Origin of the sequence: Muricoccus roseus (assembly GCF_900141905.1) — a bacterium.
Classification (GTDB): Bacteria; Pseudomonadota; Alphaproteobacteria; order Acetobacterales; family Acetobacteraceae; genus Roseomonas; species Roseomonas rosea.
Genome location: NZ_FQZF01000034.1, coordinates 1 through 16,000 on the forward strand (window position 1 = coordinate 1; position 16,000 = coordinate 16,000).

Consider the following 16,000-nt stretch of genomic DNA (forward strand, 5'->3'; position numbering starts at 1 on the left):
CAACGGCAGAATCAGCACCCTTCAACCCGAGACCCCTTCGATCCGGGGTATCCACGGCAGTCAGACGGGGTTCCAAGGGCCTCAGGCCCTTGGCGGGTTGAAGGCGAAGCCCTCAACAGGCCCCCTCAGATCATCCCGGGCTTGCGAATGGGCGACCCGTCCACCAACCGCTCCAGCCGGAAGGGCGCCGGGTCCACCACCGGCACCGCGCCCAGGATGAGGTCCGCCGCCAGCCGCCCCGCCCCGGGCCCGATGCCGAAGCCATGCCCGCTGAAGCCGGTGGAGAGGAACAGCCCGGGCAGCGCGTCGATGGGCGCGATCACCGGCACCGCATCGGGGGTGGAATCGATCCACCCGCCCCAGGTCGCCGCCGCCTTGGTTCCGGCCAGGGCCGGCCAGGACTTCGCCAGCTGCTCCAGCCCCGGCTCCTCGACATTCCGGCTGGGCGCCGGGTCCAGCACCCGCATGTCCTCCGCCTCATAGGGCGCCGGCCCGTCGAAGGACCACTTCCCTGCCAGCGCATCCGGCCCCCGGAAGAAGGAGGAGCCGACGCCGAAGCTCACGCTGTTCCAGCGGCTCACCAGCGTGGGCCAGAACTTGCGCGCATGGCGAAGCCCGCCCGGCGTCACCTCGATGCGCCCACGGTTGTTCGCGGCGACGATGTAGCCCCCATTCCCCCGCCTGCTGATCGTGATGTCCGGCGTGTAGATGCCGCCCTTCGTCACCTCCGGCGCCGGCTGGGTGAGGAAGACGGTGGAGCGCACGCTCGTCTGCGGCAGGTCCACCCCGTGCCGGCGCAGGAACATGCCGGACCAGGCCCCGCCCGCCAGCAGCACCGCCTCGGCGCGGATCCGCCCGCGCTCGGTCACCACCCCCGTCACCCGCCCGGCCGTGGTGTCCAGCCCGCGCACCGCGCAGCGCTGATGCACCGTCACCCCCAGCTTCCGCGCCGCCTCGGCGAGCGCCGGCACCGCCTTGAAGGGCTCCGCCATGCCGTCCCGCGGGGAGGCGACGCCGCCAATCCAGGCGCCGTCATTTCCCGGCGTCGCCGCCCGTGCCTCGGCCGCCGAAAGCATCCGGCTGTGCGCCTGGTACCCGCGCGCCATGTCCACCCAAGCCTGCCAGCGCGCCATCTCGGCCTCGCTGCGCGTCACATAGACCAGCCCGTCCCGCCGGAAGCCGTAGTCGCCGCCCGTCTCCTCGGCCAGCCCGGCCCAGATCTCCAGGCTCCGCTGCATCAGCGGGATCTCGCGCTCGTCCCGGTTCTGCACCCGGCACCAGCCCCAGTTCCGGCTGGACTGCTCGGCCGCGATCGCCCCCTTCTCCAGGATCGCGACCGAACGCCCGGCCTTGGCGAGGAAATAGGCCGCGGCCACCCCCGCCACGCCGCCGCCGATCACGGCGACATCCACCGCCTCCGGCAGGCCCGGATCATCCTGCACGCGGCTGATGGGGGGGATGGCCATGGGCGATTCTCCGGCTCCGATCGATTGCCGGAGACGCGATCCTAGCCCCCGGCGGCCTCGAGCGAGGCGCGCACCGCAGCCTCCACCCGCAGCGCCGCATCCAGCGCCGCACGGCCGGCGACACCATCCGCCTCCACCGCCGCGCCGTCCAGGCAGGCGGCGGCGAAAGAGGCATGCTCCGCCTCCAGGCTGTCGCTCTCCGCCCAGGTGGCACGGGAGAGGCCATGGCCAGGAATCTCCTCCAGCGCCTCCCCCTCGCCGCGCCGCACCCAGATCATCTCCCGCTTCAGGTGGTCGAGGTTGAGATAGCCCGCATCCCCGAACACCCGCAGCCGCCGCTCCATATGCAACGAGACGCGGCTGGCCGTGATGGTCGCCACCGCCCCGTTCCCGAAGCGAAGCCGCGCATTGGCGATGTCGATGGTCGGCGAGGCCACGCGCGTCCCCACCGCATCCACCCCCACCAGCGGGCTCGCCGCCAGGGCCAGCGCCAGGTCCAGGTCATGGATCATCAGGTCCAGCACCACGGAGACATCCAGGCTGCGCGGCCGGAAAGGCGCGATGCGGATCGCCTCCATATAGAGGGGCCGCCCGACCCGGGCCGCCAGCCCCCCGCCCTCGCCCGCCGTGCCCCGCAGCGCCCGCATCCCGCCGGAGAAGCGCTCCAGCTGCCCCACCTGCAGCACCACGCCCTTCGCCCGCGCGAGGGCGACGAGGTCGTCCGCCTGCTCCAGCGTCGCCGCGATCGGCTTCTCCACCAGTACATGCCGCCCGGCGGAAAGCGCCGCATGCGCCAGCCCATGGTGAAAGGCGGTCGGCGCCGCGACGATCACCGCCTCCGCCGCCCCGATCACCGCCTCGGCCGAAAGCGCGGGGCAGCCGGCCTCCCCCGCCACCAGCGCCGCCCGGGCGGGATCCGCGTCATGCAGTCCCACGAAGTCGAAGCGCGGCCCGCGGGCGGCCTTCAGCGCATGGAAGCGCCCGAAATGCCCGGCCCCCAGGATGCCAAGACGCAGACGGCGCATGCCCGATCCCCCACAAATCCCGGCGGCGTGTAGCAAAACCGCGCAAGGGTTGCATCGGGGGACGCCGGGAAGCATGTTCCGCCCCTGTTTCCAGGCAGATCGCCAGTTCTTACACGGGGGGCCGCACAGGCCATGCTGTATTTCGCGCGGTGGAAGGTCGCCGCGATCCTGGGCGTCATCGCCCTGGGCCTGCTTCTCTGCGTCCCGAACCTCCTGCCCCGCTCGGCCATGCCGAGCTGGGCGGCACGGCAGATCTCGCTGGGCCTCGACCTGCGCGGCGGCTCCTACCTCCTGCTGGAGGTGGACATGAACGCCGTGGTCCGCGAACGCGTGGAATCCCTTGCCGACGGCGCCCGCACCCGCCTCCGCCAGGCCAATATCGGCTATCTCGCCCTGGCCGGGGACCCGAACAACCGCCGCCTCTCGCTCCGCGTGCGCGACCCCGCCCAGGCCGAGGCCGCCGCCAACCAGCTGCGCGAACTGGCCAACCCCATCCCCATCCGCGGCTCGGCCACCGGCGGCACCGAACCGGACATCACCGTCACCACCGCCCCGGACGGCACCGTCACCGCCACCCTGTCGGAGGCCGCCCTGGTCGCCCGCGCCGGCGGCGCGGTGGAGCAGTCCATCGAGATCGTCCGCCGCCGCATCGACGAAACCGGCGTGGCCGAGGCCGTCATCGCCCGCCAGGGTTCCAACCGCATCCTCGTCCAGCTCCCCGGCGTCGAGGACCCCAACCGCATCAAGGACCTGCTGGGCCGCACCGCCCGCATGACCTTCCACCTGCTGGACGAGAACGCGAACCCCGCCGGCACCGGCGCCCCCCCGCCCGGCGTGCAGTTCCTCCAGGGCGAGGCCCGCAACGGCGTCCAGCCCGAACGCTACGCGGTCCGCCGCCGCGTGGAGGTGGACGGCGCCAACCTCTCCGACGCCCGCGCGGGCCAGGACAGCCGCAACGGCGAATGGGTGGTGAACTTCACCTTCGATTCCGTCGGCACCCGCCGCTTCGCGGAGGTCACGCGCCAGAATGTCGGCCGTCCCTTCGCCATCGTGCTGGACGACAAGGTCATCACCGCCCCCGTCATCCGCGAACCCATCATCGGCGGCTCCGGCCAGATCAGCGGCAGCTTCAACGCCCGCACGGCGAACGACGTGGCCGTCCTGCTCCGCGCCGGCGCCCTGCCCGCGCCGCTGACCGTGGTGGAGGAACGCACCGTCGGGCCCGAGCTGGGGGCGGATGCCATCCGCGCCGGCATGATCTCGCTGGCCGTCGGAACCCTCTTCGTCTTCCTCTATATGGGCCTCGCCTACGGCCTCTTCGGCTGGTTCGCCAACATCGCCCTGCTGGTGAACATCATGCTGATGATGGCCGCCCTCTCCCTGCTGCAGGCCACGCTCACCCTGCCCGGCATCGCCGGCATCGTGCTCACCCTCGGCACCGCGCTGGACGCCAACATCCTCATCAACGAACGCATCCGAGAGGAGGTGCGCGCCGGCCGCAACCCGATCCAGGCGCTCGAGGCCGGCTTCACCAAGGCCTCCGGCACGATCATGGACAGCAACCTGACGAACCTGATCGCCATGGCCTGCCTCTATGCCGTCGGCTCCGGCTCGGTGAAGGGCTTCGCCGTCACGGTGGCCATCGGCACCATCGTCCAGATGTGGACCGCCACCACCCTCGTCCGCCTGATCATCTCCTGGTGGTACCGCGCGCGCCGCCCGCGCGAGCTGCCGGTCTGAGAGGAAACACGTCCATGTTCGGCTTCCTCCGCCGCCCCCTCTTCCGGATCGTGCCGGACGACACGCGGATCCAGTTCATGAAGGGCCGGATCGCGGGCCTCGTCGTCTCCGCGATCCTCTCCACCGCCTCCGTCATCCTCGCCTTCAACCCGGGGCTGGAAAAGGGCATCGACTTCAAGGGCGGCATCATCATGGAGGCCCGCACCCCGGGCCCCGCCGATCTCGGTCAGCTCCGCGACGCCGTCTCCGGCCTCGGCCTCGGCGATGTCGGCGTGCAGGAATTCGGCGACGTCTCCACCGTCCTCATCCGCCTGCCCGTGCAGGGGGAGGAAGCCGCCACCCAGCAGGCCGTCTCCCGCGTGCGCGGCGCGCTGGAACAGGCGGCGCCCGGCACCCGCATCCTCCGCACCGAAGCCGTCGGCAACCGCGTCTCGGCCGAGCTCTTCCGCGGCGGCCTCATCGCGCTCGCCGTCTCGCTCGGCGCCATGCTGATCTACATCTGGGTGCGCTTCGAATGGCAGTTCGCTATCGGCGCCATCGTCACCCTCATCCTGGACACGACGAAGGTCGTCGGCTTCCTCGCCGTCACCCGGCTCGAATTCAACCTCACCACAGTCGCCGCCATCCTCACCATCATCGGCTTCGGCGTGAACGACAAGGTCGTGGTCTACGACCGGATGCGGGAGAACCTCCGCAAGTTCAAGACGATGCCGCTGCGCGAGCTGATCGACCGCTCGATCAACGAGACGCTGAACCGCACCCTCGGCACCTCCATCACCCTCGCCCTCTCGGCCCTGCCGCTCGCCCTTTTCGGCGGCGAAACCCTCTCGGGCTTCGCCTGGACCATGCTCTTCGGCATCATCGTCGGCACCTCCTCCTCCATCTTCATCGCCGCCCCCATCCTCCTCTTCCTCGGGGAGAACCGCCTGCGCCGCGGCACGGAGGCCCCAGCCCGGCCAGCCACCCAGAAGCCAGCCACCCAGAAGCCAGCCACCCAGAAGCCAGCCACCCAGAAGCCGGGCACCCCGCGCCCGGCCGGCGCCGGCACGCCCACCCGCCAGGGGTAACGCCGCCATGGCGACGCGCCGCGCGCTTCTCGGCACCCTGGCAGGCACCCTGGCCCTGGCGGCACGCCCCGCCGGCGCGCAGATGGCGATCCCCTACGTGCCCCCGGTCAGCCGGCCCAAGGCCCTCACCCTGCTGGTCGGCGGCCCGGCCGGCAGCGGCACGGATCTCTGGGTGCGCGGCTTCGCCCCTTTCCTCGAACGCCACCTGAAGCAGGTGCAGGTCACCATAGCCAACCGCGTCGGCGGCGGCGGTCTCACCGCGATGCGCGACCTCGCCGAGGCCCGGCCGGACGGCACCGTCCTCGCCTATGCCGCCACCCCCTTCCACATCGTCCGCGCGGTGGAGCGCGACGCGGCCCCGCTGCTGGACCGCATCGCCTTTCTCGGCGCCGTCACCGAGGAACCCGTCGCCCTCCTCGCCACCCCGGGCACCGAGCTGGACCAGCTCCGCATCCGCGGCGGCACCCGCCCCCTCGGCCTGCCTCCGCCCGTCAGCGCCGCCTCCGTCGCCGCCGCCGAGCTCGCCCAGCTCCTGCCCATGGAGCAGCTCCACTTCCCCTCCGCCGCCGCCGCCCGCCAGGCCGCGGCCTCCGGCAATGTCGCCGCCGCCCTCCTCGCCATCTCGGAAGCCGCCGGCGCGGTGCGGGAAGGCAAGCTCGCCCTGCTCGGCATCGCCGCCCCCGCCCGCCACCCGCAATGGCCCGAAACCCCCACGCTGCGCGAGCTCGGCATGCCGGTGGAGGGCGCCCTGCGCCGCGGCATCGCCGCCCCGGCCGGCATCGCCCCGGCCGCCTCCGCCGCCGTCATCCGCGCCCTCCGCGCGGCGGTGACCGACCCGGAATTCCTCGCCCAGGCCGAAGCCCGCGGCATCCTCCCCGTCTTCCGTGACGCCGAGGCCTGGACCGCCCTGGTCCACCACGACCGCGCCGAGCTCCGCCACCGCTGGGAAACCTCCCCCTGGCCCGTCAGCGGCGGCTGAACCCACCCACCCGGCGGAACATCCGCCCGCGGCGGCATCTTGGTCTCGCCGAGGCCCAGGCGTTATCGTCTCGTCCCGCAGTGGTGGTAGGTGCGATCAGTGCCCCCTGAACCGGCCCCGGCCGAAGCTCTCCGGACCCGTCCGGCCCCGGAGGAAGGCGAGCTCATCGCCGTGCTCCGCAGCCCGCACCTCCTGAATCTCGTCCAGGACAGCCTGCGCCACATCGGGGCCGCCCCGGCCCGGGTCGTCGCCATCCCCGAGGCCATGGCCCTCCTCGTCGGCCCGGGCCGCCCGCCCCTGGGCCTGCTCTGCGAAGCCCAGCCGGAAGAGGATGGCTGGCGCGCCCTGCAGGACGCCGCGCGGGACCCCTTCAGCCCCACCCGCACCCTCATCCTCGGCGCGCCGCAGGGCATGCCCGAGGACCCGGCCGCGCTGGTCGGCGCCCTCCGCGCCCTCACCGGCCGCCAGGACCGGAGCGAGGCCGCCGAGGTGGACGCCCTGCGCCGCGGCCTGGCGGAGGGGGAGGTCGCCATGCGCTACCAGCCCATCGTCCGCATGAGCGACGGCGCCCCCGTCGCGCTCGAGGGCCTGGTCCGCTGGCTCCGCCCGGATGGCCCCCAGGGCGCCACCGCCCTCGGCCCGGATGCCTTCGTGCCCATGGCCGAGCGCGGCGGCCTCGCCAACCCGCTCGCCCGCGCGGTCGCCCATATGGCCGCCGCCGAGATGCGCGCCCTGCACCCGCATCTCGTCCTGCCCGTCACCATCAACCTGCCGCTGGAGGTGGTGCTCCGGCACGACACCGCCCCCTGGCTCGAACGCCTCTGCCATGAGGAAAGGCTGCGCCCGCGCGGGTTGGGCATCGAGCTGACCGAGACGAGCCCGGTGCGCGACGCCATCGCGCTGCGCCGCGCGGTCCTCCGCCTGCGTCAGGCCGGCCACCCGGTCTGGGTGGACGACATGAGCCTCGAGGAAAACCGCGACCTCCTGTTCGACCTCCCCTTCACCGGCATCAAGCTCGACCGCTTCCTCGTCGGCGCCATCCCGCACAGCCACCGCGCCCGGGCGGAGGTCCGGCGGCTGATCGGCCTCGCGCATGAACGCGGCATGATCGTCACGGCCGAAGGCGTCACCAGCGCGCCGCTCTGGCGGGCCCTGGCCCTGGCGGGGGCGGACAACGCGCAGGGCTATGCCGTCGGCCGTCCGCTCCCCGCCAGTGCCCTGCCCGCCTGGAACGCCGCCTGGCGCCGCTCCGGCCGCATGCCGGCACCGGGCGCGGAGTAATCCCCTGCCCGGGCCCGGAACCCTCTCTCAGCGCATCGCCGCGATGTCGATCACCTCGGCCGCGCCGCTCACCGGCCCCAGCGGCGTGGGCGTCCCGTTCTCCAGGTTCAGCGTGTGCAGCACGCCGCCCGCCAGCAGATAGGCGGTGTTGGTCGCACCCTCGGTGAGGATGTCGAAGGCCGCCGTCGCCGGCACGCCATTCCCGATCCGCCCGCGCATCTGCTGCACGCCGTCATTCGGCGGCGCCTGCAGGTTCAGCTGCCCCAGCACGCCATCCACCGTCAGCAGCATCGTCTGCTGCGCGCCCTGCATGCTGTTCGTATAGGCCCCGGCCGTGATGCGCGGCGCCGTGTCCGCCAGCGGCGTCCCGGCCTGGTACTTCAGCTGCCCGTCACGGACGACCTGCCCGTTCTCGACATTCACCCGGAAGTTCACGCCGGAGCTGCCCATCAGCCGCAGCCGGTCCGCCACCGGGTTGAAGTCCACCACCGCGCGCCCGCCCGATTCGAAGCGCTCGCCGAGCTGGCTCACCCGCGTCGCCATCCCGCTCATCGGGTCGATCGTCACGATCTGCCCCGAATCCGTCACGCCATACAGCTTGCCGTCCGCCGGCCGCATATCGATCCCGAGCAGCGCGCCCTCCGCCCCGCGCACCCGCATGGGCGCCGAGGCGCGGCGCGTCTCGGTATCGATCCGCACCAGGCTGCCATCGGCCGTCAGGTCCACCAGCGTGGCGGCCTGCGCCATGCCGGACAGGCCGAGGAAGGCCAGGCTCGCCAGGGCCGTGCTGCGAAGGAAGGGGCTCATCGCGTCTCTCCGTGAATAGGGCGGGACCCTTGCCCCGCCTCCACGCTACGGAGCGGCGACGCGACTGGACGCAGCGCCCCCATTCACAGCCCCGTGATCCTCCTCAGCCCTGCCCGGCAAGGAAGAGGTCGAGCTGCCCGAAGCTCCCGCCCCAGCCCTCCTGCATCGAGGGCTTGCCCGCCTCAAAGGCGCGCCGCTCCTCGGCCGTGCCCCCGATCGGCACGGAGTGCAGCGTCACCTCCGTGCCCGCCGCCGCCTCCTCGAAGGTCACGGTGTTCAGCATCTCGAGCGGCCATTCGCCCGGGAACGGCGCCCGCGCCACCTCGCCCGCCTCATCGGCGAAGGAATGCACCCAGACCAGCCGCCTCGGCGCCTCCACCGCCCGGTAGACGAAGCGGCCCCACATCCGCCCGCCATCCGGCATGTCCAGCCGGAAATGCAGCAGGCCGCCCGGCCGCAGCTCGGACCGCAGCACCGTGTTGGTCGTGCCGCGCGGGCCGAACCAGCGCGCCAGCATCTCGGGCCGGGTCCAGGCATCCCAGACCCGCGCCCGTGGAGCCGCGAAGACGCGGGTGAGGACGAAGGCCTCCCCATCGGAAGCAGCCATGCTCATGTCGTTCCCTTCTCCGGCCGGTCTTCCGGATGCGCGAGCAGCTCTTCCAGCCGGTCGAGGCTGTCGCTCCACATCGCCCGCATCTGCGCGAACCAGGCGCCCGTCTCCTCCAGCGCCTCGCGCCGAAGCCGCCGCGGCCGCGTCTGCGCCGCCTGCCCGCTCTCGATCAGCCCCGCCGTCTCGAGCACCTTGAGATGCTTCGAGATCGCCGGCTGGCTGAGCGGGAAGGGCTGCCGCAACTCCGAAACCGTCGCCTCCCCCCGGGCCAGCCTGGCCAGGATGGCCCGCCGCGTCGGGTCCGCCAGGGCCGAGAGGCGAAGGCTGAGCAGGTCTTGCATAGCCATATGGCTATATAACCAATCAGCGATTCGCAAGCGCCAACACGGTCCGGGCGGCCAATAAGTCCCTGGGCGACAGCCCCGGCCACGCTAAGCTCCCTCCCAATCAAAGAAACAACGCAGGGAGACGAAACGGATGAACAACGGGAATCTGTCACGCCGGGGATTCGGCGCCGCCTTCGCCGCCGGGCTCGCCGCCCCCTCCGCCATCACGGCCACGGCCCGCGCCCAATCCGCGGCCGCATGGCCGGACCGCCCCGTCCGCCTGGTCGTCCCCTTCGGCGCCGGCGGCGCCATCGATACCCTCTCCCGCACCGTCGCCCAGCGCTTCGCGGATTTCGCGAACGGCCAGACCCTCGTCGTCGAGAACCGCTCCGGCGCGGGCGGCGCGGTCGCCGGCGCCTATGTCGCCCGGGAAAAGCCCGACGGCTACACGCTGATGATGGCCGATGTCGGCGCCAACGCCATCGGCAAGCTCCTCAACCCCGGCCTCGCCTACGACCCCGTGACATCCTTCACCCCGGTCATCCACCTGGTGAACCTGCCCGGCGTGGTCATCGCCCACCCCTCCGTCACGGTGAAGGACCTGCCGGACCTCATCGCCCAGGCCAAGGCCCGCCCGGGCGCCTTCACCTACTCCTCCGCCGGCACCGGCAATGGCAGCCACCTCTTCATGGCCCTCCTCCTCCGCCAGGCCGGGGTGGAGATGGTCCATGTCCCGTACCGCTCCGGCGCGGAAATGGTCACCGCCCTTGTCCGTGGCGACGCCCAGTTCGGCTTCCCCACCGTCTCCTCCGCCCTGCAGATGATCCGCGGCGGCCAGGCCCGCGCCATCGCGGTCAGCACGGCGGAAGAAACCCCCGCCCTCCCAGGCATCCCGCCCGTCGCCCGCACCCTGCCGGGCTTCGACCTCGCCGTCTGGCACGGGATCATGGCCCCCGCCGGCCTGGACCCCGCCCTGGCCGAGCGCATCAACACCGTCTTCAACGGCATCGCCGCCCTGCCCGAGGTGAAGGAAGCCGTCTTCCGCGCCCAGGCCGGCCGCATGGTCGGCGGCACGCCCAAGGACTTCGCCGACCACGTCACCCGCGAGGTCGCCCGCTGGGACCCGCTGATCCGCGAGGGCGGCTTCCGGGTGGAGTAGCCCGCCCGGCGCGGCCGCCGGCGGAAAGGCAGGGCATCACCCGCCGCCGGCCGCCCGCGCGAGGCAGATCTGGTTTAGGCTCCCCGCCCCCAGCGGGTCCCGCGCGAAGTCGCCATAGCGTTCCACCACCTCCAGCCCGCAGGCCTCCAGCAACAGCGGCAGCTCCTGGGGAAAGAACTGGCGCAGCACCAGCGGCGCCATGGCCCGCCGGCGCCCGCCCGTCTCCCGCAGACGCCAATGGGAGACGCGCACCTGCCGGACCGGGTCGTATTCCGCCACCTCCTCCGCCTCCACCGCCGAAGCGGGGTTGGGCCCCAGGTCCAGCCGCCGCACCTCCCCCTCCGGCCGCGCCAGCTCCCGCAGGTCGGGCCGCACCACGTCGAAGGCGAAGATCCCCCCGGGCGCCAGGTGCCGCCGCACCGCGGAGAGACAGGCCCGCAGATCCCCCATCTCCGTCAGATGCGCCAGCGAGTTGCAGGAGAGGATGATGAGCCCGAACCGCCGGTCCAGCGCGAAGTCCCGCATATCGCCCAGCACGAAGGAGGCCCGCAGCCCCACGGCGGCCGCCTTGCGCGCCGCCGCCGCCAGCATGGTGCGGGAGGAATCCAGCCCCACCACCTCATGCCCATCCCGCGCGAGCGGCAGGGTCAGCCGCCCCGTCCCGCAGGCCAGCTCCAGCACCGGCCCTCCCCGCCGCGCCTCCTCGCGATAGAAGGCCTCGCAAGGCCCGGGCGGCACGATCGCATCGTACAGTTCCGCCATGTCGTAGAGGGAAGGTGCCCCGCCGCCGCCCGATCCGGTCTCGGCATCGAACAGGGCTTGGGGCAGCAAGGGGCCAGGGGCTGTCATCCGCATGCCCCCCGCGTCGCACCCATCCAGAGCCGCCTCAACCGAATTCGAGGGCTCCTCCCGCATCCTTCAGGACCGGCCTCCCTCCCGCCCCGCCCCGAACTCACCCCCACACCTTCCCCTATCGGCCTCCCCCGCCTAACTGAGCCAGGCAGAATGAGGAGTGCCAGTCAGTGCAGGATGTCGCCATCATCGGCGCGGGCCCGGTCGGCCTCAGCTTCGCCATCGCCCTCGCCGGAAGCGGCCTCTCCACCACCCTCATCGAGCGCCAGCCCGCCGAAGCCCTGGAAAATCCCGCCTTCGACGGGCGGGAAATCGCCCTCACCCACCACTCCCGCGCCCTGCTGGAATCCCTCGGCGCCTGGACCCGAATCCCCGCCAACGCCGTCTCCCCGCTGCGCGAGGCGCGCGTCCTGAACGGCACCGCCTCCTACGCCCTCACCTTCGACACGGGCGCGGAAGGCACGGAAGCCCTCGGCTTCCTCGTCTCCAATCACCTCATCCGCCGCGCCCTGCACCAAGTGGCGCAGAGCATCCCGACCATCCGCATCCTCGCCGGCACCGGGGTGGACCGCGTCGCCACCACCTCCGACTGCGCGCGACTCCGCCTCTCCGACGGGCAGGAGATCACCGCCCGCCTCGCCATCGCCGCCGACACGCGCTTCTCCCGCTCCCGCGCCCAGCTCGGCATCGCCGCCTCCACCCTCGACTTCCAGCGCTCCATGCTCGTCTGCCGCATGGCCCATGAGGCACCGCACGGCCATGTCGCGACCGAATGGTTCGACTACGGCCAGACCATCGCCCTGCTGCCCGTGAACGGGGACGCCTCCTCCCTCGTCATCACCCGCAGCCACGCCGAGATCACCCGCCTGAAAAACCTCCCCGCGGCGGAATTCGAGGCCGAAATGGCCGAAAGCCTCCGCCAGCGGAACCTCGGCCCCATCCGCCTGGCCAGCACGCGCCACGCCTACCCGCTCGTCGCCACCTATGCCCGCCGCTTCATCGCCCGCCGCTTCGCCCTGCTCGGGGACGCCGCCGTCGGCATGCACCCCGTCACCGCCCACGGCTTCAACCTCGGCCTGCGCGGCGCCGAAACCCTGGCGCGCGAGATCCTCTCCGCCCAACAGCGCGGCCGCGACATCGCCGCCCCCGAAGCCCTCGGCCGCTACGAGGCCGCCCACCGCCTCGCCACCGGCCCCCTCTACGCCGGCACCAACGCCCTCGCCCGCCTCTACGCCGAGGAAAGCCCCCCCGCCCGCCTCCTCCGCCACGCCGTCCTGCGCGCAGGCGGGGTCCTCTCGCCCTTCCGCAAGGCCGTGGCCTCCATGCTGATGGACCGGGGGTCGCGGGCGGCTTGATCCTGGGCTGACGGTCTGTCCCGGGGAGAGGAAGAAGGAATTCTTCCTCTCCCCGAACCCCTCACCATCATCTTTTTCTTCGAGTTTGGAATCGCAGGGCTGACGGTGCGCCTGAGGTCAGCGACCTCAGGCGACTGCAAAGCCAGGATCAATCCCGCCAACCAGAGACCCCGCCGGTCAACGGTATCCACGGCAGTCATACGGGGTTCCAAGGGCCTCAGGCCCTTGGCGGGTGCAGGGCAGAGCCCTGCCCTTCCTACCCCGGATGCCCCGAAGCCCTGACCCCCGCATCCCGCGCCAGCCGTGCCGCGAGTGGCGCCGCCAGCAGCACCGGCAGGGCGGCGCCGAGGAAGGCCGCCGAGAAATCCGCCACCCCTGGCCCGTCGCGCCCGCCGATCGCGGCGGAGGCGGCCAGCCATCCGGCCCCCCAGGTCACGCCCAGCGCCATGAAGAGTTGCTGCGCGGTCGCCGTGATGGCGGTGGCCGAGGAGAGCTTGCCTGGCGGCACGTCCACGTAGCTGAGCGAGTTGGAGGAGGTGAATTGCAGGCTCCGCGCCAGCCCGCCCCAGGCGAGGACGAGGAACACGGCCCAGAGCGGCCAGTCCGGCGTGAACATCGCGCAGACCGCGAAGGACGCCGCCACCATCACGGAATTCCAGACGAGCACATTGCGGAAGCCGAAGCGCTTCAGGGCGAAGCTCGTCATCGGCTTCATCGCGAAGGCGCCGAGCGCGGTCGCCAAAGTGATCATGCCCGAGGTGGTGGCCGAGGCGCCGAAGCCCAGCTGCATGAAGAGCGGCAGGAGGAAGGGCGAGGCCCCCGCCCCGATGCGGAACAGGCTGCCGGCCGCCACCGCGATCCGGAAGGACGGCACCGCGAACATGGAGAGGTCCAGCGCCGGGTTGGGCGCCCGCCGCGCCCAGCGCACCGCCGCCCAGCCCAGCCCGATGCCGGCCGCGAAGCCCGCCAGCGCGAGTGGGGCCGGCACCATGCCGCGCCCGATCGTCTCCGCCCCGAACATCAGGCAGGCCAGCGATGCGCCGATCAGCGTCACCCCCACCAGGTCCAGCCTCGGCGGCCGCGCCTGCCGCTCCGCGGGAATGAAGCGCCAGATCGCCAGCAGCCCGACCGCCGCCACCGGCAGGTTGATCCAGAACACCGCCCGCCAGGAGACCGTGTCGGTCAGCAACCCGCCCAGCGGCGGGCCGAGGATGGGCCCCAGCAGCGCGGGCATGGTCAGCCAGGTGGTCGCGCGCACCACCTCCTCCGGCCGCACCTGGCGCAGCAGCAGCAGCCGGGCCACCGGCACCATCATGGCGCCGCCCAGCCCCTGCAGCACCCGGGCGCCCACCAACTCCCCCAGGCCCCGCGAAAGCCCGCACAGCGCGGAGGTGAAGGCGAAGACCGCCATGGCCACCATGAACACCCGCTTGGCCCCGAACCGGTCCGCCACCCAGCCGGAGAGCGGGATGAACACCGTCAGCGCGACGAGATAGGAGGTGATGGCGGCGGAGAGGTGCAGCGGGTCCGCGCCCAGGTCCCGCGCCATCGCCGGCAGCGCCGTCGCGATCACGCTGGAATCCAGGTTCTGCATGATGAGGGCGGAGGCGACGATGATCGCGGTCAGCCGCGCATTGGGGGGCGGGCTCGGCGCCGGATCGCCCGCCGCGCCCGCCACGCCCTCAGCCGCGTCCAACCCCGAAACCGCCACGCCCCACCCCTCGTACGCGGCCCGGCCGGCCGCCGCGCCGCGCCCTTATTGCGCCCGGCCGTGCCGCGCGCGAAGCCCCGGAGCGGAGTGGAAGTGACACAAACGGGTGGGGCCGCCGGCCTTCCGGCAACCCCACCCCTCCCAGATCAGGCCCCGAAGCCGCCGTCGATCGTGTGCAGCGCCCCGGTCACGAAGCCCGCCTCGGGCCCGGCGAGGAAGGCCACCATGGCCGCCACCTCCTCCGGCCGCCCGTGGCGCTTCATCGGCATCATGCCGTAGAGCATGTCCTTCATCGGCCCATCGGCCGGGTTCATGTCCGTGTCCACCGGCCCGGGCTGCACGGCATTCACCGTGATCCCGCGCTGCCCGAAGTCCCGCGCCAGGCCCCGCACCATCCCCTGCACCGCCGATTTGGTGAGGGCATAGGCCGCCACCCCCGGGAAGCCGACATGATCCCCGCTCACCGAGCCGATGACGATGATGCGCCCGCCATCCGGCATCCGCCGCGCCGCCTCCACCGCCGCGTGATAGGGCGCATGGACGTTGATGCGGAACATCCGGTCCACCTCCTCCGGCTCCGCCTCCAGCGGGTCGCCGAACATGGCCACCCCCGCATTGACCACCAGCACGTCGACCGGCCCGCTGTCGCGCACCCGCGCGATCACGGCGTTCCGGTCCGCGCTGTCGGTCTGGGCGGCCGTCGCGCCGGTCTCCGCCGCCACCTGCTCCGCCGCCTCGCGGGAGCCGGAGAAGGTGAAGGTCACCGCCGCCCCGTCCGCCACGAGGCGCCGCACGATCGCGGCCCCGATCCCCCGGCTCCCGCCGAGCACCAGCGCGCGCTTGCCACTCATTCCGGCCATCGGCCTTCTCCTTGATCTCAAATGTAGTGGCCGCTAAATAAACCCTCACCCAAGCCCGTCAAGGCATTTTGTACTGATGACTACAAATTTGCCGCGCCCGCCGCCCCGCCCGAGAGGCCGCCCGCGCAAATTCGACCCCGACCAGGCCGTGGCCACCGCCCAGGACCTGTTCCTGGCGCGCGGCTACGACGCCGTGGGCGTCGCCGACATCACCGAGGCGCTCGGCATCAACCCGCCCAGCTTCTACGCGGCCTTCGGCAGCAAGGCCGGCCTCTTCGCCCGCGTGCTGGAGCGCTACACCCGCTGCAACGGCCTGCCCCTGGACGCCCTCCTCCAGCCCGGCCGCCCGGTGGCCGAGGCCCTGGCGGCCCTCCTCGAGGAAGCCGCCCGGCGCTACGCCGCCAATGTCGCGGACCCCGCCGCGGCCGGATGCCTCGTGCTTGAAGGCCAGCGTTGCAACGACCCCGCCGCGCGGGACGCCGCCAGCGCCCTGAACGACGCCGCGGTCGAAGCCATCCGCGCCTTCATCGCCGCGAGGCACCCCAGGCAGGCCGAGGCGCTGACCGACTATGTCGGGGCCGTCCTCACCGGCCTGTCCACCGCCGCGCGCGCCGGCCAGGGCCAGGAGCGCCTGCTCGCCACCGCCGCCCTCGCCGCCCAGGCCATCCGGGCCACCCTCGCGGCCTGAAGCCCCCGGCGCGCGGCCGCACGCCATCGCGCCATGCGCAACCCCGCCATGCCTTGCAACCGCCGGATCGCGCG

At 72.7% G+C, this 16,000-nt stretch carries 15 protein-coding genes; 7 read left to right on the plus strand and 8 right to left on the minus strand.

What is annotated here, in order from left to right:
- Positions 1-125: 125 nt before the first annotated feature.
- A complete protein-coding gene (locus BUB97_RS21345; protein WP_073138616.1) occupies positions 126-1,466 on the minus strand; it encodes an NAD(P)/FAD-dependent oxidoreductase in 1,341 nt (446 codons plus the stop codon).
- A 41-nt stretch (positions 1,467-1,507) separates the two neighbouring features.
- Positions 1,508-2,491, minus strand: coding sequence for a Gfo/Idh/MocA family protein (locus BUB97_RS21350; RefSeq protein ID WP_073138619.1), 984 nt, complete (start codon positions 2,489-2,491; stop codon positions 1,508-1,510).
- A 132-nt stretch (positions 2,492-2,623) separates the two neighbouring features.
- Here BUB97_RS21350 and secD point away from each other — a divergent pair, with 132 nt between their 5' ends.
- The 4 genes from secD to BUB97_RS21370 all read left to right on the plus strand — a co-directional run bounded on the left by secD (position 2,624) and on the right by BUB97_RS21370 (position 7,558).
- Entirely contained in the window at positions 2,624-4,231 is a 1,608-nt protein-coding gene (gene secD, locus BUB97_RS21355) for a protein translocase subunit SecD (RefSeq protein WP_073138622.1), read from the plus strand.
- Between the two features lie 14 nt (positions 4,232-4,245).
- On the plus strand, positions 4,246-5,298 hold the full coding sequence (gene secF, locus BUB97_RS21360; protein WP_073138625.1) for a protein translocase subunit SecF: 1,053 nt from the start codon (positions 4,246-4,248) through the stop codon (positions 5,296-5,298).
- Between the two features lie 7 nt (positions 5,299-5,305).
- Positions 5,306-6,277: a tripartite tricarboxylate transporter substrate-binding protein gene (locus BUB97_RS21365; RefSeq protein WP_073138628.1), complete on the plus strand. Its 972-nt coding sequence runs from the start codon at positions 5,306-5,308 to the stop codon at positions 6,275-6,277.
- Positions 6,278-6,448: 171 nt separating this feature from the next.
- Complete coding sequence (locus BUB97_RS21370; RefSeq protein WP_073138631.1) at positions 6,449-7,558, plus strand: EAL domain-containing protein; 1,110 nt, start codon at positions 6,449-6,451, stop codon at positions 7,556-7,558.
- A gap of 27 nt (positions 7,559-7,585) precedes the next feature.
- Here BUB97_RS21370 and BUB97_RS21375 read toward each other — a convergent pair whose 3' ends face one another.
- From BUB97_RS21375 to BUB97_RS21385, 3 genes are all read right to left on the minus strand, one after another.
- Entirely contained in the window at positions 7,586-8,365 is a 780-nt protein-coding gene (locus BUB97_RS21375) for a DUF4394 domain-containing protein (RefSeq protein ID WP_086062442.1), read from the minus strand.
- A gap of 103 nt (positions 8,366-8,468) precedes the next feature.
- Positions 8,469-8,978, minus strand: coding sequence for an SRPBCC family protein (locus BUB97_RS21380; protein ID WP_217659730.1), 510 nt, complete (start codon positions 8,976-8,978; stop codon positions 8,469-8,471).
- Positions 8,975-9,322: an ArsR/SmtB family transcription factor gene (locus BUB97_RS21385; RefSeq protein ID WP_245818402.1), complete on the minus strand. Its 348-nt coding sequence runs from the start codon at positions 9,320-9,322 to the stop codon at positions 8,975-8,977. Before BUB97_RS21385 ends, BUB97_RS21380 begins: the two co-directional genes overlap by 4 nt.
- A 130-nt stretch (positions 9,323-9,452) precedes the next feature.
- Between BUB97_RS21385 and BUB97_RS21390 the strand changes: the two genes are divergently transcribed.
- The gene (locus tag BUB97_RS21390) at positions 9,453-10,460 is read left to right on the plus strand and encodes a Bug family tripartite tricarboxylate transporter substrate binding protein (RefSeq protein WP_073138639.1); all 1,008 of its coding nucleotides are present in this window, start codon (positions 9,453-9,455) and stop codon (positions 10,458-10,460) included.
- A 36-nt stretch (positions 10,461-10,496) separates the two neighbouring features.
- On the opposite strand, the gene BUB97_RS21395 is transcribed toward BUB97_RS21390, so the two are convergent.
- Complete coding sequence (locus BUB97_RS21395) at positions 10,497-11,309, minus strand: class I SAM-dependent methyltransferase (RefSeq protein ID WP_175562706.1); 813 nt, start codon at positions 11,307-11,309, stop codon at positions 10,497-10,499.
- 173 nt (positions 11,310-11,482) lie between these two features.
- Here BUB97_RS21395 and ubiM point away from each other — a divergent pair, with 173 nt between their 5' ends.
- Positions 11,483-12,667, plus strand: a complete 1,185-nt coding sequence (gene ubiM, locus BUB97_RS21400) for a 5-demethoxyubiquinol-8 5-hydroxylase UbiM (protein WP_073138642.1) — start codon at positions 11,483-11,485, stop codon at positions 12,665-12,667.
- A gap of 256 nt (positions 12,668-12,923) precedes the next feature.
- Here ubiM and BUB97_RS21405 read toward each other — a convergent pair whose 3' ends face one another.
- Both BUB97_RS21405 and bdcA read right to left on the minus strand, forming a co-directional pair.
- Entirely contained in the window at positions 12,924-14,363 is a 1,440-nt protein-coding gene (locus BUB97_RS21405; RefSeq protein WP_245818403.1) for an MFS transporter, read from the minus strand.
- A 161-nt stretch (positions 14,364-14,524) separates the two neighbouring features.
- The gene (gene bdcA, locus BUB97_RS21410; protein ID WP_073138645.1) at positions 14,525-15,238 is read right to left on the minus strand and encodes an SDR family oxidoreductase; all 714 of its coding nucleotides are present in this window, start codon (positions 15,236-15,238) and stop codon (positions 14,525-14,527) included.
- Positions 15,239-15,386: 148 nt separating this feature from the next.
- Here bdcA and BUB97_RS21415 point away from each other — a divergent pair, with 148 nt between their 5' ends.
- Positions 15,387-15,926, plus strand: a complete 540-nt coding sequence (locus tag BUB97_RS21415) for a TetR/AcrR family transcriptional regulator (protein WP_245818404.1) — start codon at positions 15,387-15,389, stop codon at positions 15,924-15,926.
- Positions 15,927-16,000: the final 74 nt, after the last annotated feature.